The organism is Blautia sp. RTP21359st1_E11_RTP21359_211015, from assembly GCF_040910705.1.
Classification (GTDB): Bacteria; Bacillota; Clostridia; order Lachnospirales; family Lachnospiraceae; genus Blautia_A; species Blautia_A fusiformis.
In genome coordinates this window covers 26,346-46,906 of record NZ_JBDGAB010000005.1, presented here as the reverse complement: position 1 = coordinate 46,906, position 20,561 = coordinate 26,346, and the positions used below count along the sequence as shown (strand labels likewise).

Sequence of the window (20,561 nt, the reverse complement as noted above, 5' to 3'; positions counted from 1 at the left end):
GTTCATTCTGATCAATACTCTTCGTATCTCACACTTCCGTCAGAATAGGTGATCTCATAGTAGCCATGGCCACTTCCGTCACAGTCATCATAGGCCTGACGGCTAACCTCGGTAGGTTCTGATGCTGCTGCCTCTGCTGCTGCCTGTGCCTCTGCCGCTGCCTGTGCCTCTGCCGCTGCCTGTGCGTCTGCCGCTGCCTGTGCGTCCGCTGCTGCCTGCGCGTCTGCCGCTGCCTGTGCGTCCGCCGCTGCCTGCGCTTCTGCTGCCGCCTGTGCGTCTGATGCCGCTTTTGCCTCTGCCGCTTTTTTCTCTTCAGCTGCTTTCTGCTCTGCTACCAGCTTGTCGATCTCATCTTTATTGGAAGTGAAGTATGTATGTGCCGCATATCCCTTAACACCATCTCCTTCAACCTTCAGCCATCCAGGGCATACACCGGTTACCTTGAACTCGGTTCCAAGAGATGTTACTTTCAGGGATTTTGATTTTGTATCCGCTTTTTCACGGATATTTACATTGGATTTTGCATAGGTAGTGGCAGCTTCTTCCAGCTCAGTCTCCTTCGCATCTTCCAGCGCTTCCTGAGATTTTCCTTTTTCATCCGTGTAGGAAATATAAAGGATCTCATACTCATTATAAAAAACAGGTTCTTTCCAGTCATCCGGTGTCACATTCCGGAAGGTATGCTCTGTACCATCTTTCATGGTGATCACTAGATCCTGACCTGCCGCATCCTTGGAGTCTTTCTTTTTGCTGTCATCCTCTTTTGCATCCTGAAGCTCTGCGGATTTCACCTCAAGTCCGCTCTGATTTTTTACTGTAAGCTCTCCGATCTGAAAATCCTCTGCGGTCTCTTTTTCTTCTGCGGAATCTTTATCGCCAGTTTTCTCTGCGGTTTCCTCCTTTGTCGTTGTCTCGCCTGCAAAAGCAGCTGTCGGTGCCCCCAGACACATCGCTGCGATCAATGCTACCCCTAAAAGCACCTGTACTGTTTTTTTTCTCATTTCTTATATCCTCCTTTATAGTGTCAGTCCGCCTATTATACGGGCTGAATCTTTGTTGCCTGTAAGAATTTCGATCTGATTTCCGTCTGCTGCAAGAAGTGAACGGTCCAGATATAAGCAAAAACCGCTGCTGTCCGTTTTTCCATCTTCTGTGGAAACATCCATCGGAAATGCTTCATAAATCTTATCATGGTTCAATCTTATATAAATCCTGCTGTCTATATCCAGATATTTTTCTTCAATACAACCTGTGATCTTTTCCAGATTTCCCTGGATCTCGCACTGAACTGCTCCGGCACCGGCAGGAACCGTATCTTCTTCCGTAACATTCACCTGACACTCCGGTCCTTCCATGATCGGCGGTGACTGTGCCATTTCCGGGAGAAAACGCTCTGCCCGTTCCACGATCACAGTATCTGCATTCTTCTCATCCACTTCACTCATCTGGTAAGGTACTCCTCTGGAAAAATACGCACTGGAATAAGCATCTGCCATAAACGGAAGCAGTGCATTACCAAAAGAATCACGGAACATGACCAGACTTCCTTCCTTCACAGGATTTACCGTTGTGATCTTCGGATCAAAATTACTTACCACTTCTCCCACATAGGCAAATGTTGTCTGTCTGTCATAATAAACTTCCTCTTCCGGTGTCGTTGCAAGAGGATACAGCATCTCATCCAGATCTCCTGTGAAATCTGTTTTTATAGTATAGGGTTCCTCCTTATAGGAAACATGCTCCTTTTTCAGAGAAGACAGCAATGTTTCCGCCGCAACTGCAGCACCCTTGTTGTTCCAGTGTGAATCTCTTTTGTGATAAAGAACTTCTTTCTCTTCTGAAAGAGTCTCATACAGATCTCCGTAAGAAACCTGCTCCTGCCTGAGATATTTCTGAAGATTAACAAGGTTTTTGTCCGATGATACCTTCAGGCTGTCATAGTACGGCATGTTCTCTCCATAGAGTGAGTTTTTATTAGGTGCCACAGTAAAAAGAAACTGCACGCCTTTTTCATTCAATGTCTCCTGCATCATGGCCAGTGTATGTGCAATATTAAAAAGGCTTCTCTCGGAAAGAAGCTCCTCTCCAAGATAATCCTCCAGCGAATCCTTATAATAAAGCCAGTTATCGGTTCCCTGGATCACACCATCTGCAGTAGATACTCCGAAAATCTTCCCGTTCAGAAGGGCATTTGCCGTTACCAGCTCATTTCGAAACGCAAAATGTTCCTGAAAATATTCGCCTGCTTCCGGCAGCCAACGGGTATTGATCTCGTTTTCTTTTTTCAGTTCAGGAAACTCAGCCAGTCTTCGGTTTTCAGACGATGCTTCCTGCTTTGTCACCGCCATCCCCAGAGATGGCACAAGACAAGCTGCAAAAAATGCAGTAATATAAAGCACCTGCAATTTTTTCATGTTTTCTGCCTCCTCTTAAAATCGAAAATAGATGAACGGATTATAGGTTCCGCCGGCAAGGCTCAATACACAAAGCGCAAAACCAGCCAGACTTAATACATAGGTAAAGCCTTCATACCATTTATACTTTTTCAGCATGCTGTTTACCGGAACTGCTGCGACCAGTGCCGCTGCCAGCGTTACAAGATATACCGGTGTCAGCTGCTGCAGTGTAAGGCTCATTGCGGAAGCCTTCCATCCAAAATCCGTAAACATTTCTCTGATCCAGAAGCATCCCTGCTTCATAGTGTCCGCACGGAAAAACACAAAGCCAACACAAACTACCAGAAGTGCATAGACATGCTGAAAAAAGCTCTTGAGTTTTCCGCCCTTTTTCCCGATAAATGGGATATACTCTTCCAGCATCAGGAAAAAGCCATGATAAATTCCCCAGAACAGAAAATTAAAGGAGGCACCATGCCAGATACCTGTACACACAAAAACGATCATTTTATTGACCACTGTACGGAATTTCCCTCTGCGGTTTCCCCCTAACGGAATATACAGATATTCCTTAAACCATCCTGAAAGAGACATATGCCATCTTCTCCAGAATTCACGGATACTGGCAGAAATATAAGGATAATCAAAATTCTCATGGAAATGAAATCCAAACATCATTCCGAGTCCCAGCGCCATATCACTGTAGCCGCTGAAATCAAAATAGATCTGCAGCATATAGGAAACTGCGCCCAGCCAAGCACCCGGACCAGTGATTCCGGTTGCTGCCGCACCAAAGAGATTATCCGCCACAAGTCCCATTGTGTTGGCGATAAGAATCTTTTTACTCAAACCTGCAATGAAACGCCGGATTCCTTTTCCGATTTCCTCCGGTGTCTGCTTACGATTATTGATCTCCGCCTCCACATCATGATACTTGACGATAGGTCCCGCGATCAGCTGTGGGAAAAATGAGATATACAGAAGCACCTTTCCGAAATTCTTCTGAACCGAAGCATCTCCCCGATAAACATCGATCACGTAGGAAAGTGCCTGAAAAGTAAAAAACGATATTCCGATCGGCATCCGGACATGCGGAACCGGAATTCCGGCACCGGTAACAGAATTAAATGTCTCCACCAGAAATCCGGAATATTTAAAGATCACAAGAAGACCGAGATTTATCACCACAGCCAATGTCATTGTGAGCTTACGGATCTTCGGACATTCCCCTGTCAGACGCGCTAAAATATAGTTGCCCGCCGATGAAGCAACCAGTAATATTACATAAATCGGTTCTCCGTATGCATAAAAGACCAGACTTGCCACTACAAGCAAAAAATTTTTGGCCCGCATCCCAGGTAAAAGGAGATGCAGACAAAAAGCAGCCGGAAGAAATACACACAGAAATACCATTGAACTGAAAACCATAATTCTATTTATTTATCGGTCTGGCGAATCTTATTTGCTGATCACGTCCAGTACGATTTCCTTCCCTTTTTTGTCTTTGTATGTATTGACCCAGAATCTTGTGTATTCCAACAGATATTCCTGTCCGTCACCATAACAGCCATCTGTCTTTCTGGTACGAAGAGGTCTGCCAAGGGCTTTCCGCAGTGCTGCAGAACTCTTTTCTCTTACAAATGCTTTCCTTAATCTTGAAGATGTTCTGGCATCGTATACACCGGTTTTTGTATTAAAAGCATAAAATCCGGCTCTGGACTGTCCATATGCGGAATAATAAACGCCTTTTACCATCTGTGCATACCGGTTAAATCCATAGTATTTCCCGCCGATCTTTTTTACAAGGAGATAGTTCTCCCCGAAGAATGTTCCACCTTTATAAGCCTTTCCGGTGTTGGAAAAATAGTATCTGTATGTCATTTTTTTGCCGGTAGTCTTATTAGCGACAGTCACGGTTTTCCATGTATTCTTTACTTTTTTTCCCTTCACATAATAGTAGTATTGTCCGCCCTCTTTTTTGAGACCGTTTTTTACCTTGGCTGCCTTGGCTGTAGATGCTGCCTGTACAGTCTGAACCGCAATAAGCGGTTCAGCTGCCGGTATCTGGAGCATCATCAGACAAAGTACTGCTGCCAGGATCTTCTTTGTCCACTTTTTCATGATCTGCTCCTGTTCTTTAGAGAACGATATCTTCTTTTCCTTCAGTTTTATAGTATTTTTTCATGGATGAAGATTTCTGCATATAATATTTAACATCTTTTCTGGATTTGTTTCCTGCTGCATTTGCATCAAATGTATACCAGGTATTTCCAATCTTGATCTCTGTCCATCCATGTGGCTGCCATTTATTTTTATTAAATACATTACTTTTTCCCCAGCATACACGGACCGGAAGTCCTGTTGCACGTTTAGCCTGTACTGCAAAGGCTGATGCAACACCGTAGCAGTTTCCTTTTTCCATTCCCATGGTCAGATATGCAAACATCTGGCTTTTACCTTTTGTAAACTGCAAAGGTTTTCCGTCAAAGCCCTTCATTCTCATATATCCGTATTTTTTGGAATAGTTAAACAATTTCTGAAGAGCCGTTTTTTTCTGCGCAGTTGTAGTCAGACTTGCAGAAATCTTCTGGCTGCGAAGCACTGAATCTGTCATCTTGATCAGTTCTGCATTTGCTTTTTTGGATTTCCCAGTGTATTTTCCGTTGGAAGCAAACTGCATGGTTTTGTAGGTATTTCCGGATTTTACTGTATACCATCCGGTCTTTCTTGCACCATTCGAGCCTAAATAATATATCGCACCATTGATCTTTTTTAATTTGTTGGTAACTTTTTTACCTTTGATGTAGTAATAATACTGACCGCCCTCTTTTTTCCAGCCATTTTTAACAGCTGCTTTTGCGGTTGTTGTGGTTGCTGTTGTTGCCGCCTGCGCACACACTGTGCCAAATGTCAGGCAAAACAGCATTGTGATCATGAGAACAAGCTGTGCGAATCTTCTCTTTTTCATGGTTTCTTTTCCTCCTGTTTTAAAAATCTTCATACCCGGTGATAATTATAGCATTGCTCTGATTTTCTTGCAATATAATGTATAAAATACATTATCTCCTCCAATACTTAACATATCTGAAAAATAAAGGAGGTTTTTCTATGCTTCTCTTTTTTCTTGTATTCTTCGGACTCCAGATCTTTGTTCTTTTCTGCTGTGCCGCTGCAGGAAATGACGCCGCTTCCCAGGAACTATCTGACCAGGAACAGCTTCAGTTTATCGCAGAATGGAAAAAACAACATCAAAAAAAGGACGTCTGCTGAAGAACGTCCTTTTTGCTTTGCAATTCTATTCTCCATTCATATGATGATACACACCAGTCCGCCTTTGCTGTCATTTACGATCTTCTTCATAGTATCCTGAAGCTTCACCTGACTTTCTTCGCTGATCATGGCCAGCTTGTTCCGGATTCCGTCTTCCACCAGCTGCTGGATGGATTTTCCGAAAATATTGGTCTCCCAGATACTTTCCCCTCGCTCCGGGCTTTCTCTGATATACTTTATCAGGTCCTCCGCCTGCTGTTCTGTACCAACGATCGGAGCGATCTCCGTTTCGATTCCCGCCCGGATCATATGAATGGACGGACTTTTTGACCGGATCTTTACTCCGAATTTATTTCCCTGACGGATCACCTCAGGTTCCTCAATAGTGATCTCGGAAAGCTCAGGCACCACAACCCCATACCCTGTTCCTTTTACCGCTTCCAGGGCAGCCTGGACTTTTACAAATTGTTCCTTCATACCGGCAAGCTCTTTTATGGTCTGGATCAGTTCATATTCGCTTTCCATGGATATCCCGCTCATTTCACTAAGCATCTGATAATAATAAATGTCTTTTACTGCGATCCGGATACGGACTTTTCCATCGGAAAGACTGACCTGCTCAAGCAATGTATCTTCCACATATGGACTTTCCAGATATACTGATTCTCTGCTTACATCACGCACATGAGTAAGTCTGGTCATCTTTTCCCGAATCTCATTTAACAGAGCCGCCTTTACCTCATGTTCCGGAGAAAGCATCTCCACCCATCTGGGAACAAAAAGCTCTATCTCACTGACCGGGAATTCATAAAGGATCTTCTCCAGGATTCTGGTCACATCCTCTTTTCGAAGCTGTTCACAGTTGACTGCCAGAACGGATACTCCAAATTTCTCTTCCAGATGTTTTACAGTTTTTCCGGTTTCCTCACTGTAGGGAGTCTGGGAGTTTACCAGGATCAGAAAGGGTTTTCCCTGGACTTTCAGTTCTTTTATGGTCTGTTCCTCTGCCGGGATAAAATTTTCTCTGGGAATCTCCCCGAAACTTCCGTCTGTTGTGACTACAATCCCAATGGTGGAATGCTGGCTGATCACTTTTTCCGTTCCAATGCGGGCTGCATCATGGAACGGGATTGCTTTTTCCTGCCAGGGAGTTTTGACCATCCGCTCCCTGCCTTCTTCCACATTTCCGGATGCATCTTTTACCAGAAAGCCTACACAGTCAATGAGTTTTACCCGGATTTTCTGGTTTTCCCCTATGGATACTTCCACTGCTTCTTTTGGAATAAATTTGGGTTCTACGGTGGTGATCATTTTTCCAGCACCGCTTAATGGCAGTTCATCCTGAAGTTCTGCTCTTTTTCCCTCGCTGATCGATGGCAGTGCTATCAGCTCCATAAATCTCCGGATGAATGTGGATTTTCCTGTACGGACCGGTCCCACAACCCCTATGTAGATATCCCCGCCCGTCCGCGCCTGGATATCACGGTAAACCTGAAAGTTTTCCATATAAAAAAGCCTCCCTGCATATACTGGCCTGTAAGTTCCGGGAAACGTCTTAAAAAAGACAGTTCCCGCATACCACAGTATATGCCCGGAAGGCTTCTTATATGCTGCTGTTCACCGGGAACAGCAGCTCTTTGTATTCCTCATATCAGTCTTTGATATAGAACTCATTGTGAAGCAGATGATGCTCTTTGCCTTTGAGGAGTCCCTCATAAAGCTCCAGAACCAGTGGGTTCTCATCGGATTTCTTGATGATCATGGTATTGTCTGCATTGTACAAACCTCTTGCTCTGGCTGCCTTGGTTCTGTCACCGGATCTGGTCGGCTGACCTCCACCCATAATACATCCACGGCGGCATGCCATAACCTCGATCAGATGATAGTTTGCCTCACCGTTCTTCACACGTTCCATAACGGTTCTTGCATTTGCAAGGCCGCTGGCAACACATACATTGATATCCATTCCCTTGTACGGTACGGTAAATTCCTTGATTCCCTCTTCACCACGAACACCGCACTCTGCAATCTCATGCATGGCTTCCTTGCTGTGATCCGGGCTCAGTCTTCGAAGAACTGCCTCGGTAACACCACCGGTAACACCGAAGATAACGCCACCGCCGGAACCAAATCCAAACGGCATATCGCATGCTTCCGGATCCAGTGTTGCAAAATCAAGACCAAAGTTATCGATCATGCGGAGAAGCTCTGTGGTTGTGATAACGATATCGGTATCCTGCTCGCCATCGGTAAAGCTGTTCGGGCGGATTGCCTCTGCCTTCTTGGCTGTACATGGCATAATGGAAACCATAACGGTCTTCTTGCCTGCTGCATGCTCCGGATCACGGAAGTATTCCTTGATAACCGCAGACATCATTCCCTGTGGGGAACGGCAGGTAGAAATGTTCGGAACATATTCCTTATACTGATCTGTGATGAACTTCACCCATGCAGGACAGCAGGAGGTCAGAAGCGGAAGGTTCTCACCCTTCTCCACTCTGTTTAGGAACTCCTTGGTCTCTTCCATAATAGTAAGATCGGCGCTGAATGTGGTATCGTATACTTCATCAAAGCCCATTCTGTGGAGTGCGTTGACGATCTTGCCCATAACGCTCCTGCCCTTTGTGAGGCCGTAGTGATCACCAACTGCTACACGGACTGCCGGCGCGATCTGGGCAACCACACGGGTATCCTTGTCCGCAAGTGCATCCCAAACCTCATCCATATGTGTACGAATGGAGATGGCTCCTGTCGGACAGTAAACACGGCACTGACCACAGTTTACACACTGTGTCTCAGCAATCTTTTTATTGAATGCAGGCATAACCATGGCCTCTGTTCCACGGAATGCGAATCCAAGAGCTCCGATTCCCTGAAGTTCCTCGCAGGCACGTACACAGTTGCCGCAGAGGATACATTTGTTCGGATCACGGATGATGGACGGTGAACTGTCATCGATCTCGTGCTGTTCTCTTGTATTTTCAAAACGGATATCCCGCACGCCAAGGCGATGTGCCAGCTCCTGCAGGATACATTCGCCGCTCTTTACACAGGTTGTACAGTCACGGCAATGTGCTGCAAGAAGCAGCTCCACGATCAGTTTACGATATTTCTTAATACGACCGGAGTTGGTATAGATAACCATTCCGTCTCTCGGCTGCTCGGAACAGGAGGCAAATGTTTTGCCTCTGTCATCCTCAACTGTACAGAGACGACAGGCACCAAAGGTGGAAACCTCTGAATGATAGCACAGTGTGGGGATATTGATACCGGCATTCCTGATGACTGTCAGGACATTTTTTTCGTCGGTGAATTCTACTTTTCTTCCGTCAATTGTCATTGTACCCATAAGATATCCTCCCTTCTATGCTTCCACATAAATCGCATCAAAGTTACAGTTATCCTTACAGGATCCGCATTTGATACATACGTCGTTGTTGATTACATGTGGATGCTTGATCTTTCCTGAAATCGCACCAGCCGGACAGTTCTTTGCACACTTGCCGCAGCCGATACAGAACTCAGGATTGATATGGAATTGACGGAGCGCCGTGCAGACCTTCGCACGACATTTTTTATCTACGATATGCTCTACATATTCGTCACGGAAACGCTTCAGAGTACTGATGACCGGAAGCGGTGCACTCTTACCGAGTCCGCACAGGGCCATGCTCTGAACCATGTTTGCAAGCTCTTCCAGCTCATCCAGATCGGAAAGCTCACCCTTACCTGCGACGATTCTCTCCAGGATCTCAAGCATACGTTTGGTACCCTCACGGCAGGGAACACATTTACCACAGCTCTCACGCTGTGTAAAGCTCATGAAGAAACGCGCAACCTCTACCATACAGGTATTCTCATCCATAACAACCAATCCGCCGGAGCCCATGATGGCATCCAGCTTCTTAACAGAATCAAAATCAAGCGGATGATCGATCTGACCGTCGATCAGACATCCACCGGAAGGACCGCCGATCTGTACACCCTTAAATGCAGCACCGCTCTTAAGACCGCCGCCGATGTCATAAATGATATGACGGAGGCTTGTTCCCATCGGCACCTCGATAAGGCCGGTGTTCTCAATGGAACCGGTAAGTGAGAAGGTCTTTGTTCCGGGGCTTCCCTCTGTACCGATGGTGTGGAACCAGTCAGCACCCTGAAGGATGATCTTCGGTACGTTGGCATAAGTCTCTACGTTATTGAGAACGGTAGGCTTACCCCACAGACCCTGCTCGACAGTTCTCGGAGGTTTTACTCGAGGCATACCTCTGTTGCCTTCGATAGAAGCAGTCAGGGCAGAACCTTCACCACATACGAACGCTCCGGCACCGCGATTGATATGTAAGTGGAAATTAATACCGGAACCAAGGATATTATCACCAAGAAGGCCATAGGACTCTGCCTGCTCAATAGCCATTCGAAGTCTCTGTACAGAAAGAGGATACTCGGCACGCACATAAATATAACCATCTTCTGCACCTACTGCATAGGCAGCGATCACCATACCCTCGATCATCTTGTAAGGATCACCTTCCATTACGGAACCATCCATAAATGCTCCCGGGTCACCCTCATCACCGTTACATACTACATAACGGACTTTTTCCGGCTGGCGTGCAACCTGTGACCATTTCTTGCCTGCAGGGAAGCCTGCACCGCCACGGCCGCGGAGACCAGACTTCGAGATCTCGTCGATAACATCCTGTGGGGTCATCTCAAAGAAAGCCTTCGCCATAGCGGAAAATCCGCCTACGGAAATATATTCATCAATGGACTCTGCATCGATCTTGCCACAGTTCTCAAGAACGATCCTTGTCTGCTGGTTCAGGAACGGAATGTCACTGGGATGTGGACAGGCCTCATCATTATGACGATAAAACAGACGCTCAACAGGCAGTCCGCAGATCACGGTCTTCTCTACGATCTCGCGACAGTCGTCTACCTGAACATGTACATACTGATAATCATAGGGCTCAATTCTCATAAGAGGACCAAGTTCACATAAGCCCTGGCATCCGGTCTTAACGATTCCTACATGAGGAACATCCTTCTGCATCTCAACCGCAACACCCTCGATTCCCTCACAGAGTCTTGACATTTCTTCATAAATCTTCTGAGCACCGGAAGCAATACATCCGGTACCGGAACAGACGAGAACACGGCAGGTATAGCCATCAAGATTCTTCTTAACCTCAGCCTGTTTGTTTTTCAGATCTTCCATACTGGTTATACTCATACGCTCTCACCTCTCAATTCATTTAAAAGCTCAACAGCCTTCTCAGGAGTCATCTTCGGGTGAACTTCATCATTTACAGTCAGTGTCGGTGCAAGTCCGCAGGCACCAAGACAGGAAACTGTCTCAACGGTAAACATCATATCATCTGTAGTATGCTTCTTATGACTCAGTCCAAGTTCCTTCAGCATTGCTTCCTTTACAGGCATGGACTTACGTACATGACAGGCAGTACCGTCACATACCTTGATGATGTACTTGCCCTTCGGCTCAAAGGAAAAGTTTTCATAGAAAGTAGCTACACTGTACGCCTTCGCTTCTTTTACACCAATCTGTTCCGCAACATAAGTAAGAAGCTCTCCCGGAAGATAACGGTACTCAGCCTGAATATCCTGCATGATCGGAATCAGTGATGCAGCTTTCCGGCCGTAGTGCTCGATGATCTCATCCGTTTTCTTGTAATACGTCTGGTCTAACATTCGGTTCCCTCCTTGTTTCTCATAGATTTTCCACTCGATCAACCTGTTCCACTACAGGTTAATGCTTTAACACTCTGTCAGTGCCGCGCATTTATGCAAATCATTATTTTGCACTATTTCATGCCTTTAATTATAACTTATATGGTCATTTTTCACAAGCAGTTTTTTTGCTTTTTTCAGAATATATCGAAATGTTTACAACGGCTTACTGATTTTATATCTATTTTCCATAAAATATGTTCAATTTTTAACAGCTTTGATAATAAAGATACAAATCTGCTCTTTGTTTCTGCCCCAAAACATTAAAGCCGGTTATTGATTTTATTTCTCAATTACTTTAAGATAGATAAAAAGTGCGTGGAAAACATTTAATTAATTTATTTTGTAAAGGAGAACATCTATGCGAAATCTTGACACACCAGTAAAACAGATCCGGCGAAAGATTTTTACCGAAATTGCTAAGATCGGATTTGAATCCACGGACGAATCAATGATCCATGATATCGAATCCATTCCCTACAATATTGTAGAGGAACGCGCGAAATACCGCGAAAGCATCTATCGTGAAAGAGCTGTTGCAAGCGAACGTGTCCGTCTGGCCATGGGACTTTCCCTCCGCCCGGAAAATCGTTCCGTCCACCTTACCGATGGCGTGAAGGCCAGCAACATTGACGAGAAATATTATGAACCACCTCTTATGCAGGTGATCCCTTCCGCATGTTCCGCATGCGAATCCAACAAATACGAAGTCAGCAACATGTGCCGCGGCTGTGTCGCACATCCCTGTTTACTCACCTGCCCCAAAGGCGCCATTTCCATGGTAAACGGAAAATCCTTCATCGACCAGGACAAATGTATCCATTGCGGAAGATGCAAAGCTGTCTGTCCTTACGATGCCATCGCCCATAAAGAACGCCCTTGCGAACGTGCCTGCGGTGTAAAAGCCATCGAGAGCGATGAACAGGGACGCGCCTCTATCAACCAGGATAAATGCGTGTCCTGCGGCATGTGCATGGTCAGCTGTCCATTCGGAGCTATCTCCGACAAATCCCAGATCTTCCAGCTGTCCCACGCCCTTCGAGAAGGAACTGAGATCATTGCAGAAATCGCCCCCGCCTACATCAATCAGTTCGGCGAAGACGTCACCCCGGGCCAATTCCGCTCCGCTCTCAAACAACTGGGCTTCTCAAACATTTATGAGGTAGCACTGGGCGCAGACATCGGCTGCATCTCTGAAGCACACCACTACGCCAAAGAAGTAGCAACCGGCCACCTCCCGTTCCTCCTCACCTCCTGCTGCCCATCCTGGTCCGTCATGGCAAAGAAATACTTCCCGGCTATGATCGACAACATCTCCCAGGAGCTGACCCCGATGGTGGCAACTGCCCGGATCGTAAAAAAAGAGCACCCCCATGCGAAAGTAGTCTTCATCGGACCATGCGCCTCCAAAAAACTGGAAGCCATGCGACATTCCGTAAGAAGTGATGTAGACTTCGTGATCACCTTCGAGGAACTCTGGGGCCTGTTCGACGCCAAAAGCATCACCCCATCCACCTGCGAAGAGCTCCCGGAAGAAACCCAGGCTGCAACCGCCGCAGGACGAGGCTACGCCATCGCCGGCGGCGTAGCTGGAGCCATCGAAAACTGTCTGAAGGAATACTATCCCGATATACCAGTCCACATCGAACACGCAGAAAGCCTTGCCGAATGTAAAAAAGTCCTCACTCTGGCAAAAGCCGGAAAACTCAAAAACTGCATGATCGAAGGAATGGCCTGCCCCGGAGGCTGCATCGGAGGCGCCGGAACCAACGCCGGCTTCGCAAAAACCTCCAAGGCCCTCAAAAAATACGTAGACAGCTCAGAACCAAAACTCCCCTCACAGGAACTGGAAAACCTGGAGTTGAACTAACTACCTCAAAATATTCCACTATATAATTCCCAAAATATTTCAATTTGAATAAAAAACGGAGATGCAACCTAGATCTTTAATCTTCAAGGTTACATCTCCATTATTTTATCAACCAGGACAGGGCAAAGCCCGCCTCCATCCCTCATCCACATCCTATCGTTTAGCCAGACAACTTACCCCAACCAACGCACAGGCCCGGAAGGGAGTGCGGTACTGTCTGCGGACGACTCTGCAGGAGGTGTGCTGGATCTTAGGCGGCGGGACTTCTGCGTTATTTTTCAAAAGCCAGCTGTCTGAGCGGCAAAAAGCCGCGAGTTCTGGCTTTTGGAAAATGGTTTTAGCAGAATCCCGGCGCCTTAGATCCAGCCGCCGACGAAGCCCGGCCGCGGACAGAACCGCACTCCCTTCCGGGCCGTCCCGTTCGCCACCACCACTACTTCTCCACCGTCTCCGTACTCTCCGGCCAGGTATACTCCTCCCCCTTCAACTCCGCCAGAAGACTCCTAAGCTTATATCCATAACTTCTCCCGGCGGCCCATCCGCCACCATAAGGATTCTCCTGGATCCCAAGCCACTCCACATAAGGCGCACTCTCACGGGAAACATACTGGAACCGATTATCCACACAAGCCTGGTTCAGCTCCTCCGAAGAAGCATAAGCCTTCAGATGCTGCACCTGCGCCCGGATCCCCGTCCTTACATCAGGAAAAGAATTACCGGCAACACCACCACCGGTAGTTCCCAGCCCCGAAAAATTAAACTGCACCGCACTGGCATCCCCACCAAACTGAAGCCATCCGGTCTCAAGCATGGCCTGCTCAAAAACAACCTCTCCACGGACGCCCTCCGCATCCGCTTCCTCTATCACAATCGTGCAAAACGTATCAATATCCGGTGCACCACCCTCCGTCAGGATGCCGGAAGGATACTCCACATTCTGCGCCTCATACTGCACTACCATATCCTCCGCATCCACTGTGGTACACCCCATGATCGTATAATATCCATAAGTATTATCTGTGGAATCATCCACAAAACCCTCTGTATCACTCTCTCCAGATGACTGAGGCTTCGAAATCTGACCCTCCATAGAATGATCCGCTTCCTCTGCCAAAACACCTGCAGGCGTTCCGAACACCAGAACGCCTGCAAGTACCATCATCCGTAAACAAAAACTATTTCGGAATCTGTACATATATAAATGATCAACCCTTTATTACTGTTATTACTGCGCTTTTCTCATTGCAGCTTCAACCACATGACCTACAAGAACAGAAGTTGTAACACTTCCTACTCCGCCAGGAACCGGTGTGATCGCATCAACGATTGGCTCAACTGCCGCATAATCAACATCACCACAAAGCTTGCCCTCTGCATTGACATTGATACCAACATCGATAATAGTCTGTCCCTCTCTGACATAATCAGCGCCGACAACACCAGCACGACCAGCTGCAACGATGACGATATCCGCCTCTTTTGCAACAGACGGCATATCAACGGTTCTTGTATGGCAGATCGTTACTGTCGCATTTTTCTTAACAAGCATCATGGCAGCCGGTTTACCAACTACAAGACTTCTTCCGATAACAACCGCTTTTTTGCCTGTGCAGTCGATTCCATAGTGATCAAGGATCTCCATGCATGCCTGCGGTGTACATGGCGGGAATCCGATCTTCTTGCCTGTAAATACACCAGACATGGAAAGATCTGTCATACAGTCAACATCCTTCTCTGCTGCAAGTGCATTCTCGATCACTGCCTGATCCAGATGTTTTGGCAGCGGACGGAACAGAAGAACTCCATGGATCTTGTCATCTTTGTTTACTTTATCGATGGTTGCAAGAAGCTCATCCTGGGAAACATCCTCCGGAAGAAGAATTTTCTCACATGCAACACCAAGAGTCTCACAGCGCTTTGTAGCACCTCTCTCATAGGAAATATCGCTTGGATTCTCACCAACACGGATAATACAAAGTGTAGGATCTACACCTTTTGCCTGAAGCTCTGCAACGTTCGCTTTGATCTTTTCATTGAGAGCCGCTGTTACTTCTTTACCTAATAACTGCTTTGCCATTTGTCTGGTTCCTCCTATTTCAGTCTTCCGAGAACACTGTCAAATGTCTCGTCTGCGATCTTTGTATATTTCTCAAGCATAGCGTCTGCTTTTTTGTTTAATTCCTCTGCATACGCACGGTCAGCCATAGATTTTGTGTTAATGTACACATTCAGGCTTGCTCCCTTAAGAGCTGCTTTGCAGAATGCAGCACCTACACCAGCATCACTGATTGCAAGCTTAGAACCTTTTGCTCCGAACTCAACGATAAGTTCAATAGCCTCGCAGCATTTCTCCATGATCTCCATAGGAACAGAGCATGCTTCCTTGAGGGCAGCTTCCATTACTCGAGCCTTCTCAGCCTTCTCTTCTTCTGTCTCTCTCGGCATTCCGTAAGCCTTGGAAAGAGGCTCAAAAACTTCCGCATCTCTCTCGATCAGATGAAGGAAATCTTTCTGAAGCTGATCACATTTCTTTTTCAGCTCCCACATTTCATCTTCTACATCTGCATATTTTTTCTTACCGACAGTAAGGCTTCCAACCATGTTTCCAAGAGCTGTACCAACAGCAGCTACAAGGGCAGATGCACCGCCGCCGCCTGGAACCGGTGCCTTGGAGCTTAATACCTCGACAAATTCAGTACATGTACTGGTAGAAAATCCCATAGGACTCTCCTCCTTATATTCTTATTTTAGCACTCTTTAGAGCCCATTGGGGGCTTTATAAAAAGCCCCCTCCGGTTGTTTTTGATCTTATGTTCCGATTAGAAGAGACCTGTGATCTTACCTGTCTCATCTACATCGATCTTGGTTGCTGCCGGAACTTTCGGGAGACCTGGCATAGTCATGATCTCACCTGTCAGAGCAACGATGAATCCTGCACCTGCGGAAATCTTCAGGTTACGTACTGTTACCTCAAAGTCTGTCGGTGCACCAAGTTTTGTCTGATCATCAGTCAGACTGTACTGTGTCTTAGCAACACAGATCGGGCAGTTGCCAAATCCAAGTGCTTCCAGCTGTTTTGCCTGTTTCTGAGCATTTGCTGTAAGAACAACTTTCTTACCACCGTAAACTTTCTGTACGATGTTATTCAGTTTATCCTCGATGGATCCCTCAAGCTCATAAGCATATGTGAAGTCATTCGGCTCCTCAACAAGACGGATTACTTCCTCAGCAAGCTTCATGCCGCCTTCGCCGCCTTTTGCCCATACCTCGGAAAGTGCAACGTTAACGCCAAGCTCTTTACATTTTGCCTCAACCAGGTCAAGCTCTGCCTTGGTATCGGTCGGGAATGCATTGATAGCAACTACACATGGAAGTTTGTATACATTCTTGATATTGCTTACATGTTTCAGAAGGTTTGGAAGACCTTTCTCAAGAGCCTCAAGGTTCTCGTTGTTCAGATCTGCCTTCGGAACACCACCGTTGTATTTCAGTGCACGAACAGTAGCTACGATAACAACTGCGCTTGGATGAAGGCCTGCCATACGACACTTGATGTCAAGGAATTTCTCTGCACCAAGGTCAGCACCGAATCCAGCCTCTGTGATAGCATAATCTGCAAGTTTCATAGCCATCTTTGTAGCTGTTACGGAGTTACATCCATGAGCGATGTTTGCGAATGGTCCGCCGTGTACGATTGCAGGAACATGCTCCAGTGTCTGTACAAGGTTTGGTTTCAGGGCATCTTTCAGAAGTGCTGTCATAGCACCCTCTGCATGAAGATCACCAGCTGTTACCGGTTTCTGCTCGGAAACTTTACCATAGGTATATCCGATGATGATTCTGGAAAGTCTCTCTTTCAGGTCTTTGATGTCACTTGCGAGGCAAAGAACTGCCATGATCTCAGATGCAACTGTAATGTCGTATCCGTCTTCACGAGGCATACCGTTTGTTCTTCCGCCAAGACCATCTACTACATTACGAAGCTGACGGTCGTTCATGTCCACGCAACGTCTCCATGTGATCTTTCTCGGGTCAATGTTCAGGTCATTACCCTGGAAGATATGGTTGTCGATCATTGCTGCAAGAAGGTTGTTTGCCGCACCGATCGCATGGAAGTCACCGGTAAAGTGAAGGTTGATATCCTCCATCGGAACTACCTGTGCATAACCGCCGCCTGCTGCACCACCTTTTACACCGAATACCGGTCCGAGGGATGGCTCACGAAGAGCTACCATTACTTTTTTGCCCATTTTCTGCATTGCATCTGCAAGACCAACGGTTGTTGTTGTTTTTCCCTCTCCTGCAGGTGTCGGGTTGATAGCTGTTACGAGGATCAGCTTACCATCTTTCTTGTCACTCTCTTTTAACAGATTGTAATCAATTTTTGCTTTGTACTTACCGTACTGCTCCAGATATTTGTCGTCAATACCTGCCTTCTCTGCAATCTGTGTAATTGGAAGCATTTCGCACTCCTGTGCAATTTCGATGTCACTTTTAAATCCCATAATGTTACCTCCCTTTAGGTATTTTTACAGTTTTTAATCCCTTAAAACTGCATCTCTATAAAAACAGGTCCCATCCTGTTCTTAACTATTTTTCATTTTTAAAGACATTTCAGAAATGCCTTTAAAGACCCAATGATAACGTCTCCCATAACGGCCATATCCTCAGCCGCAAAGGAAACCGGAAAATTATCAGAAAACAAGATCTGTGAGGACGGCGGAAATTCATCATCCCCCTCCCAGAGGATCATCTGAACTACATATCCCGGAAAGATCTCCACCTGGTATGCAATATCTCCATGATCCACGGGAACCGCATGGATGTGTTCCATGATCTCCTTGAAATCCTTAAGTCTGTTTCCGTATGTGAAAGCCAGGCGTTTGATGCACCTGCCATCAAACTGACGGAGATAAACCTCTCCCCAGGGCATTTCCCTGTATGTTTTAAACCTTCCGCTTCCCTGAGATACATTCCCGTTCAGCAGAAAACGGATAGCAAGGATCTTTGCATAATGCATTTCCTCAAGAGGATAAAATCCCGCATCATCTTCCTCATGAGTTACCTGAAAATCCGGCCAGGAAATATAATAAACGCTTCCCAGGAATTTCAGAGTCAATTCTTTCTTCTCTTCGTCATAAGGAAGTGAAAGACGTCCGGCAATTTCTGCCGGGTCTGCTTTAGCGAACTCCTCTGTATAATGCTCCCAGGGCATTCTTTCTTTGCTGTCTTTTTCATAATTCAAGTCATTTATACTAAAAGCCATGTTTTACCTCTGCTGTTTTAGTCTGCTTTATCTCTTCTGCTGTTCTTCCATAACAGACGGAAACAGATTTGTGTCCGTATGCGGAATAAAGCATGCACCTACAAACTCATCCATATAGGTAGGAACTGTAGAAAGCTCCAGGTAAGTCATATTTGAAGCCAGTTCATAGGTTTTCTTCTCTGCTGATGTGGAATGAAGCATCAGATAAGCACCCGTCAGAGAAGAGTTCCCAATGTAATGGAACTTCTCAAGAGGGATATCCGGGAACATTCCGATATGCACTGCATTGGCCATATTGATTCCGCTTCCGATTCCACCGGCAACATATACATCATCGATCATGGAAACATCGAAATCAAGAGAATTCAGCATAGTACGGATTGCAGAGAAAATAGCACCTTTGGCACGGATAAAATTATCAATATCTACTTCTGTGATCTCAACATCCTTGGCAGAACCGGCTTCCTCTTCAAACGCGATCACATAGCTTCCCATGCCATAATGATCGTGACGGATTCTTTTGCCCTCACGGACAAATTTTCCCTTCGGATTGATGATTCCTGTCATAAAAAGTTCACTGATCACATCAATGATACCGGAACCGCAAAGTCCTACCGGTTTGGTTCCAGGTTCACCTACAACCTTATATGTCGGCTCCATAGTTTCTTTATCAATGGTACATGCCTCAATAGCACCGTCTGTAGCACGCATACCGCAGCTGATATCTCCACCCTCAAAGGCAGGACCTGCGGAACATGCACAGCTCATCATAAAATCGGAATTACCGAATACAAGCTCTCCGTTAGTACCAAGGTCGATAAACAGGGAGAATTCCGGTCTATTCCAGATCATACTTACCAATGTACCGGCAGTGATATCTCCACCTACATAGCTTCCGATATTCGGAGCCATGATAATATGTGCATCCGGATTGATCTCAATTCCCACATCCGATGCAAACAAGGAATTTGTTTTGAAAAACGTAGGAATATACGGTTCCATACGAAGCGGATCCGCATTGATCCCTGCAAACAGATGATTCATGGTTGTATTAGAAGCAACACACATCCGGTAGATCTGTTTCTCCGGGAAATGAATGCTTCTGCACATCTCATGGATCATCGGGTTAATGGTCTCTTTGATCACCGCGTCCTGAAGTTTCTTCTTTCCGCCAGGTTTCTGAGATTCGATGATACGGTTGATAACATCCGCACCAAAACGGATCTGTCCGTTTCCGGAAGAACTCTTGGCCAGGATCTCTCCTGTTTCCATATTGATCAGGACTGCCGAAACGGTTGTGGTACCGATATCTACAGCAAGACCACCGATCACAACATCTTTCTTACTGTCAAAAATATCATAAACATACATGTCATTTGGTGCTGTACGAACCACGCACTTCACAGAAAATTTACTCTCACGAAGTACATCTGGAAGCTTCTTAAGCACCGCATACGGAATTCTGACACGCTTCAGGTTCATAAACTTCTGAAGTGCACGGGTCAGTCTTTCATTATCCGGCATGGTATCATCCAGTGATGGAATATCCATCTGAAGTTCCACAACATCAAGACTGTTTGTAAGTTCTATGCCAGCCATCTCAACTTCATGCTTGGCATTTTCAAAAATAGCGATTTCTTCTTTTGAGCTCAAATCAGCCACTTTCATTCGGCTCTTATATGCGGATGCAATATCCGGAACAAGAACCTCCACATCTGCACTGATCTTGCTCATACAGGCCAGACGCCAGCCTGCGCCATATTCTTCATCCGAAATATGAAGAGTTTTCTTTGAGTCCAGTTCTCCGCTTTTTAACTGTACCCGACATTTTCCACAGGCTCCGTTTCCGGAACATGGTGCATCGATAGCCACATTGGCACCACGAGCAACCTCCAGCAAATTATCCCCCGCATTAGCAAATGCTTCTACCGTACTGCCATTTTCAAAAGCAAAAGTCACCTTAAACATTCGGCAACCACCTTTCTCGCCTCGTAAAAGTTATTCGTCT

At 46.1% G+C, this 20,561-nt stretch carries 17 protein-coding genes; 2 read left to right on the top strand and 15 right to left on the bottom strand.

Features of this window, described 5'->3' with window-relative positions; all coding sequences use genetic code 11:
* Window positions 1-11: 11 nt before the first annotated feature.
* The 5 genes from AB5026_RS02885 to AB5026_RS02865 form a co-directional block, all read right to left on the bottom strand.
* Window positions 12-1,001: an SH3 domain-containing protein gene (locus tag AB5026_RS02885; RefSeq protein ID WP_022426912.1), complete on the bottom strand. Its 990-nt coding sequence runs from the start codon at window positions 999-1,001 to the stop codon at window positions 12-14.
* Window positions 1,002-1,016: 15 nt separating this feature from the next.
* Window positions 1,017-2,414, bottom strand: a complete 1,398-nt coding sequence (locus AB5026_RS02880) for a hypothetical protein (protein WP_021653020.1) — start codon at window positions 2,412-2,414, stop codon at window positions 1,017-1,019.
* Between the two features lie 15 nt (window positions 2,415-2,429).
* Entirely contained in the window at window positions 2,430-3,722 is a 1,293-nt protein-coding gene (locus tag AB5026_RS02875) for an MBOAT family O-acyltransferase (protein WP_330583975.1), read from the bottom strand.
* 132 nt (window positions 3,723-3,854) lie between these two features.
* Entirely contained in the window at window positions 3,855-4,517 is a 663-nt protein-coding gene (locus AB5026_RS02870) for a hypothetical protein (protein WP_161209919.1), read from the bottom strand.
* A 16-nt stretch (window positions 4,518-4,533) separates the two neighbouring features.
* Complete coding sequence (locus tag AB5026_RS02865; protein WP_022426913.1) at window positions 4,534-5,364, bottom strand: transglutaminase-like domain-containing protein; 831 nt, start codon at window positions 5,362-5,364, stop codon at window positions 4,534-4,536.
* A 140-nt stretch (window positions 5,365-5,504) separates the two neighbouring features.
* On the opposite strand from AB5026_RS02865, the gene AB5026_RS02860 reads away from it, so the two are divergent.
* On the top strand, window positions 5,505-5,666 hold the full coding sequence (locus tag AB5026_RS02860; protein WP_015525281.1) for a hypothetical protein: 162 nt from the start codon (window positions 5,505-5,507) through the stop codon (window positions 5,664-5,666).
* A gap of 36 nt (window positions 5,667-5,702) precedes the next feature.
* Here AB5026_RS02860 and spoIVA read toward each other — a convergent pair whose 3' ends face one another.
* The 4 genes from spoIVA to AB5026_RS02840 all read right to left on the bottom strand — a co-directional run bounded on the left by spoIVA (window position 5,703) and on the right by AB5026_RS02840 (window position 11,378).
* Window positions 5,703-7,172, bottom strand: coding sequence for a stage IV sporulation protein A (gene spoIVA, locus AB5026_RS02855; RefSeq protein WP_022426914.1), 1,470 nt, complete (start codon window positions 7,170-7,172; stop codon window positions 5,703-5,705).
* Between the two features lie 145 nt (window positions 7,173-7,317).
* Window positions 7,318-9,015: a [FeFe] hydrogenase, group A gene (locus tag AB5026_RS02850; protein WP_015525283.1), complete on the bottom strand. Its 1,698-nt coding sequence runs from the start codon at window positions 9,013-9,015 to the stop codon at window positions 7,318-7,320.
* Between the two features lie 15 nt (window positions 9,016-9,030).
* Complete coding sequence (locus tag AB5026_RS02845) at window positions 9,031-10,902, bottom strand: NADH-ubiquinone oxidoreductase-F iron-sulfur binding region domain-containing protein (RefSeq protein ID WP_368212718.1); 1,872 nt, start codon at window positions 10,900-10,902, stop codon at window positions 9,031-9,033.
* Window positions 10,899-11,378: an NAD(P)H-dependent oxidoreductase subunit E gene (locus AB5026_RS02840; RefSeq protein ID WP_022426537.1), complete on the bottom strand. Its 480-nt coding sequence runs from the start codon at window positions 11,376-11,378 to the stop codon at window positions 10,899-10,901. Before AB5026_RS02840 ends, AB5026_RS02845 begins: the two co-directional genes overlap by 4 nt.
* A 400-nt stretch (window positions 11,379-11,778) precedes the next feature.
* Here AB5026_RS02840 and AB5026_RS02835 point away from each other — a divergent pair, with 400 nt between their 5' ends.
* Entirely contained in the window at window positions 11,779-13,287 is a 1,509-nt protein-coding gene (locus AB5026_RS02835) for a 4Fe-4S dicluster domain-containing protein (RefSeq protein ID WP_129975016.1), read from the top strand.
* Window positions 13,288-13,720: 433 nt separating this feature from the next.
* Here the strand turns inward: AB5026_RS02835 and AB5026_RS02830 are convergent, their stop codons facing one another.
* From AB5026_RS02830 to acsV, 6 genes are all read right to left on the bottom strand, one after another.
* Window positions 13,721-14,377, bottom strand: a complete 657-nt coding sequence (locus AB5026_RS02830) for a glucosaminidase domain-containing protein (RefSeq protein ID WP_368212716.1) — start codon at window positions 14,375-14,377, stop codon at window positions 13,721-13,723.
* 135 nt (window positions 14,378-14,512) lie between these two features.
* Complete coding sequence (locus AB5026_RS02825; RefSeq protein ID WP_015525289.1) at window positions 14,513-15,364, bottom strand: bifunctional 5,10-methylenetetrahydrofolate dehydrogenase/5,10-methenyltetrahydrofolate cyclohydrolase; 852 nt, start codon at window positions 15,362-15,364, stop codon at window positions 14,513-14,515.
* A 14-nt stretch (window positions 15,365-15,378) separates the two neighbouring features.
* Complete coding sequence (locus AB5026_RS02820; RefSeq protein ID WP_021651423.1) at window positions 15,379-16,008, bottom strand: cyclodeaminase/cyclohydrolase family protein; 630 nt, start codon at window positions 16,006-16,008, stop codon at window positions 15,379-15,381.
* A gap of 98 nt (window positions 16,009-16,106) precedes the next feature.
* The gene (locus AB5026_RS02815) at window positions 16,107-17,792 is read right to left on the bottom strand and encodes a formate--tetrahydrofolate ligase (RefSeq protein WP_015525292.1); all 1,686 of its coding nucleotides are present in this window, start codon (window positions 17,790-17,792) and stop codon (window positions 16,107-16,109) included.
* A gap of 98 nt (window positions 17,793-17,890) precedes the next feature.
* The gene (locus AB5026_RS02810; RefSeq protein ID WP_022427073.1) at window positions 17,891-18,553 is read right to left on the bottom strand and encodes a DUF3786 domain-containing protein; all 663 of its coding nucleotides are present in this window, start codon (window positions 18,551-18,553) and stop codon (window positions 17,891-17,893) included.
* Window positions 18,554-18,580: 27 nt separating this feature from the next.
* Window positions 18,581-20,521 (bottom strand): corrinoid activation/regeneration protein AcsV, encoded by a 1,941-nt coding sequence (acsV, locus tag AB5026_RS02805; protein WP_147603539.1) that lies wholly within the window; start codon window positions 20,519-20,521, stop codon window positions 18,581-18,583.
* Window positions 20,522-20,561 lie beyond the last annotated feature (40 nt).

Coding starts and splice junctions, on each gene's coding strand:
- AB5026_RS02820 (WP_021651423.1), bottom strand. CDS start 16,008: ATGGGATTTTCTACCAGTACATGTACTGAATTTGTCGAGGTATTAAGC.
- AB5026_RS02880 (WP_021653020.1), bottom strand. CDS start 2,414: ATGAAAAAATTGCAGGTGCTTTATATTACTGCATTTTTTGCAGCTTGT.
- AB5026_RS02885 (WP_022426912.1), bottom strand. CDS start 1,001: ATGAGAAAAAAAACAGTACAGGTGCTTTTAGGGGTAGCATTGATCGCA.
- AB5026_RS02810 (WP_022427073.1), bottom strand. CDS start 18,553: ATGGCTTTTAGTATAAATGACTTGAATTATGAAAAAGACAGCAAAGAA.
- spoIVA (WP_022426914.1), bottom strand. CDS start 7,172: ATGGAAAACTTTCAGGTTTACCGTGATATCCAGGCGCGGACGGGCGGG.
- AB5026_RS02865 (WP_022426913.1), bottom strand. CDS start 5,364: ATGAAAAAGAGAAGATTCGCACAGCTTGTTCTCATGATCACAATGCTG.
- AB5026_RS02840 (WP_022426537.1), bottom strand. CDS start 11,378: ATGTTAGACCAGACGTATTACAAGAAAACGGATGAGATCATCGAGCAC.
- AB5026_RS02825 (WP_015525289.1), bottom strand. CDS start 15,364: ATGGCAAAGCAGTTATTAGGTAAAGAAGTAACAGCGGCTCTCAATGAA.
- AB5026_RS02845 (WP_368212718.1), bottom strand. CDS start 10,902: ATGAGTATAACCAGTATGGAAGATCTGAAAAACAAACAGGCTGAGGTT.
- AB5026_RS02815 (WP_015525292.1), bottom strand. CDS start 17,792: ATGGGATTTAAAAGTGACATCGAAATTGCACAGGAGTGCGAAATGCTT.
- AB5026_RS02850 (WP_015525283.1), bottom strand. CDS start 9,015: ATGGGTACAATGACAATTGACGGAAGAAAAGTAGAATTCACCGACGAA.
- AB5026_RS02860 (WP_015525281.1), top strand. CDS start 5,505: ATGCTTCTCTTTTTTCTTGTATTCTTCGGACTCCAGATCTTTGTTCTT.
- AB5026_RS02835 (WP_129975016.1), top strand. CDS start 11,779: ATGCGAAATCTTGACACACCAGTAAAACAGATCCGGCGAAAGATTTTT.
- acsV (WP_147603539.1), bottom strand. CDS start 20,521: ATGTTTAAGGTGACTTTTGCTTTTGAAAATGGCAGTACGGTAGAAGCA.
- AB5026_RS02870 (WP_161209919.1), bottom strand. CDS start 4,517: ATGAAAAAGTGGACAAAGAAGATCCTGGCAGCAGTACTTTGTCTGATG.
- AB5026_RS02830 (WP_368212716.1), bottom strand. CDS start 14,377: ATGGAGGGTCAGATTTCGAAGCCTCAGTCATCTGGAGAGAGTGATACA.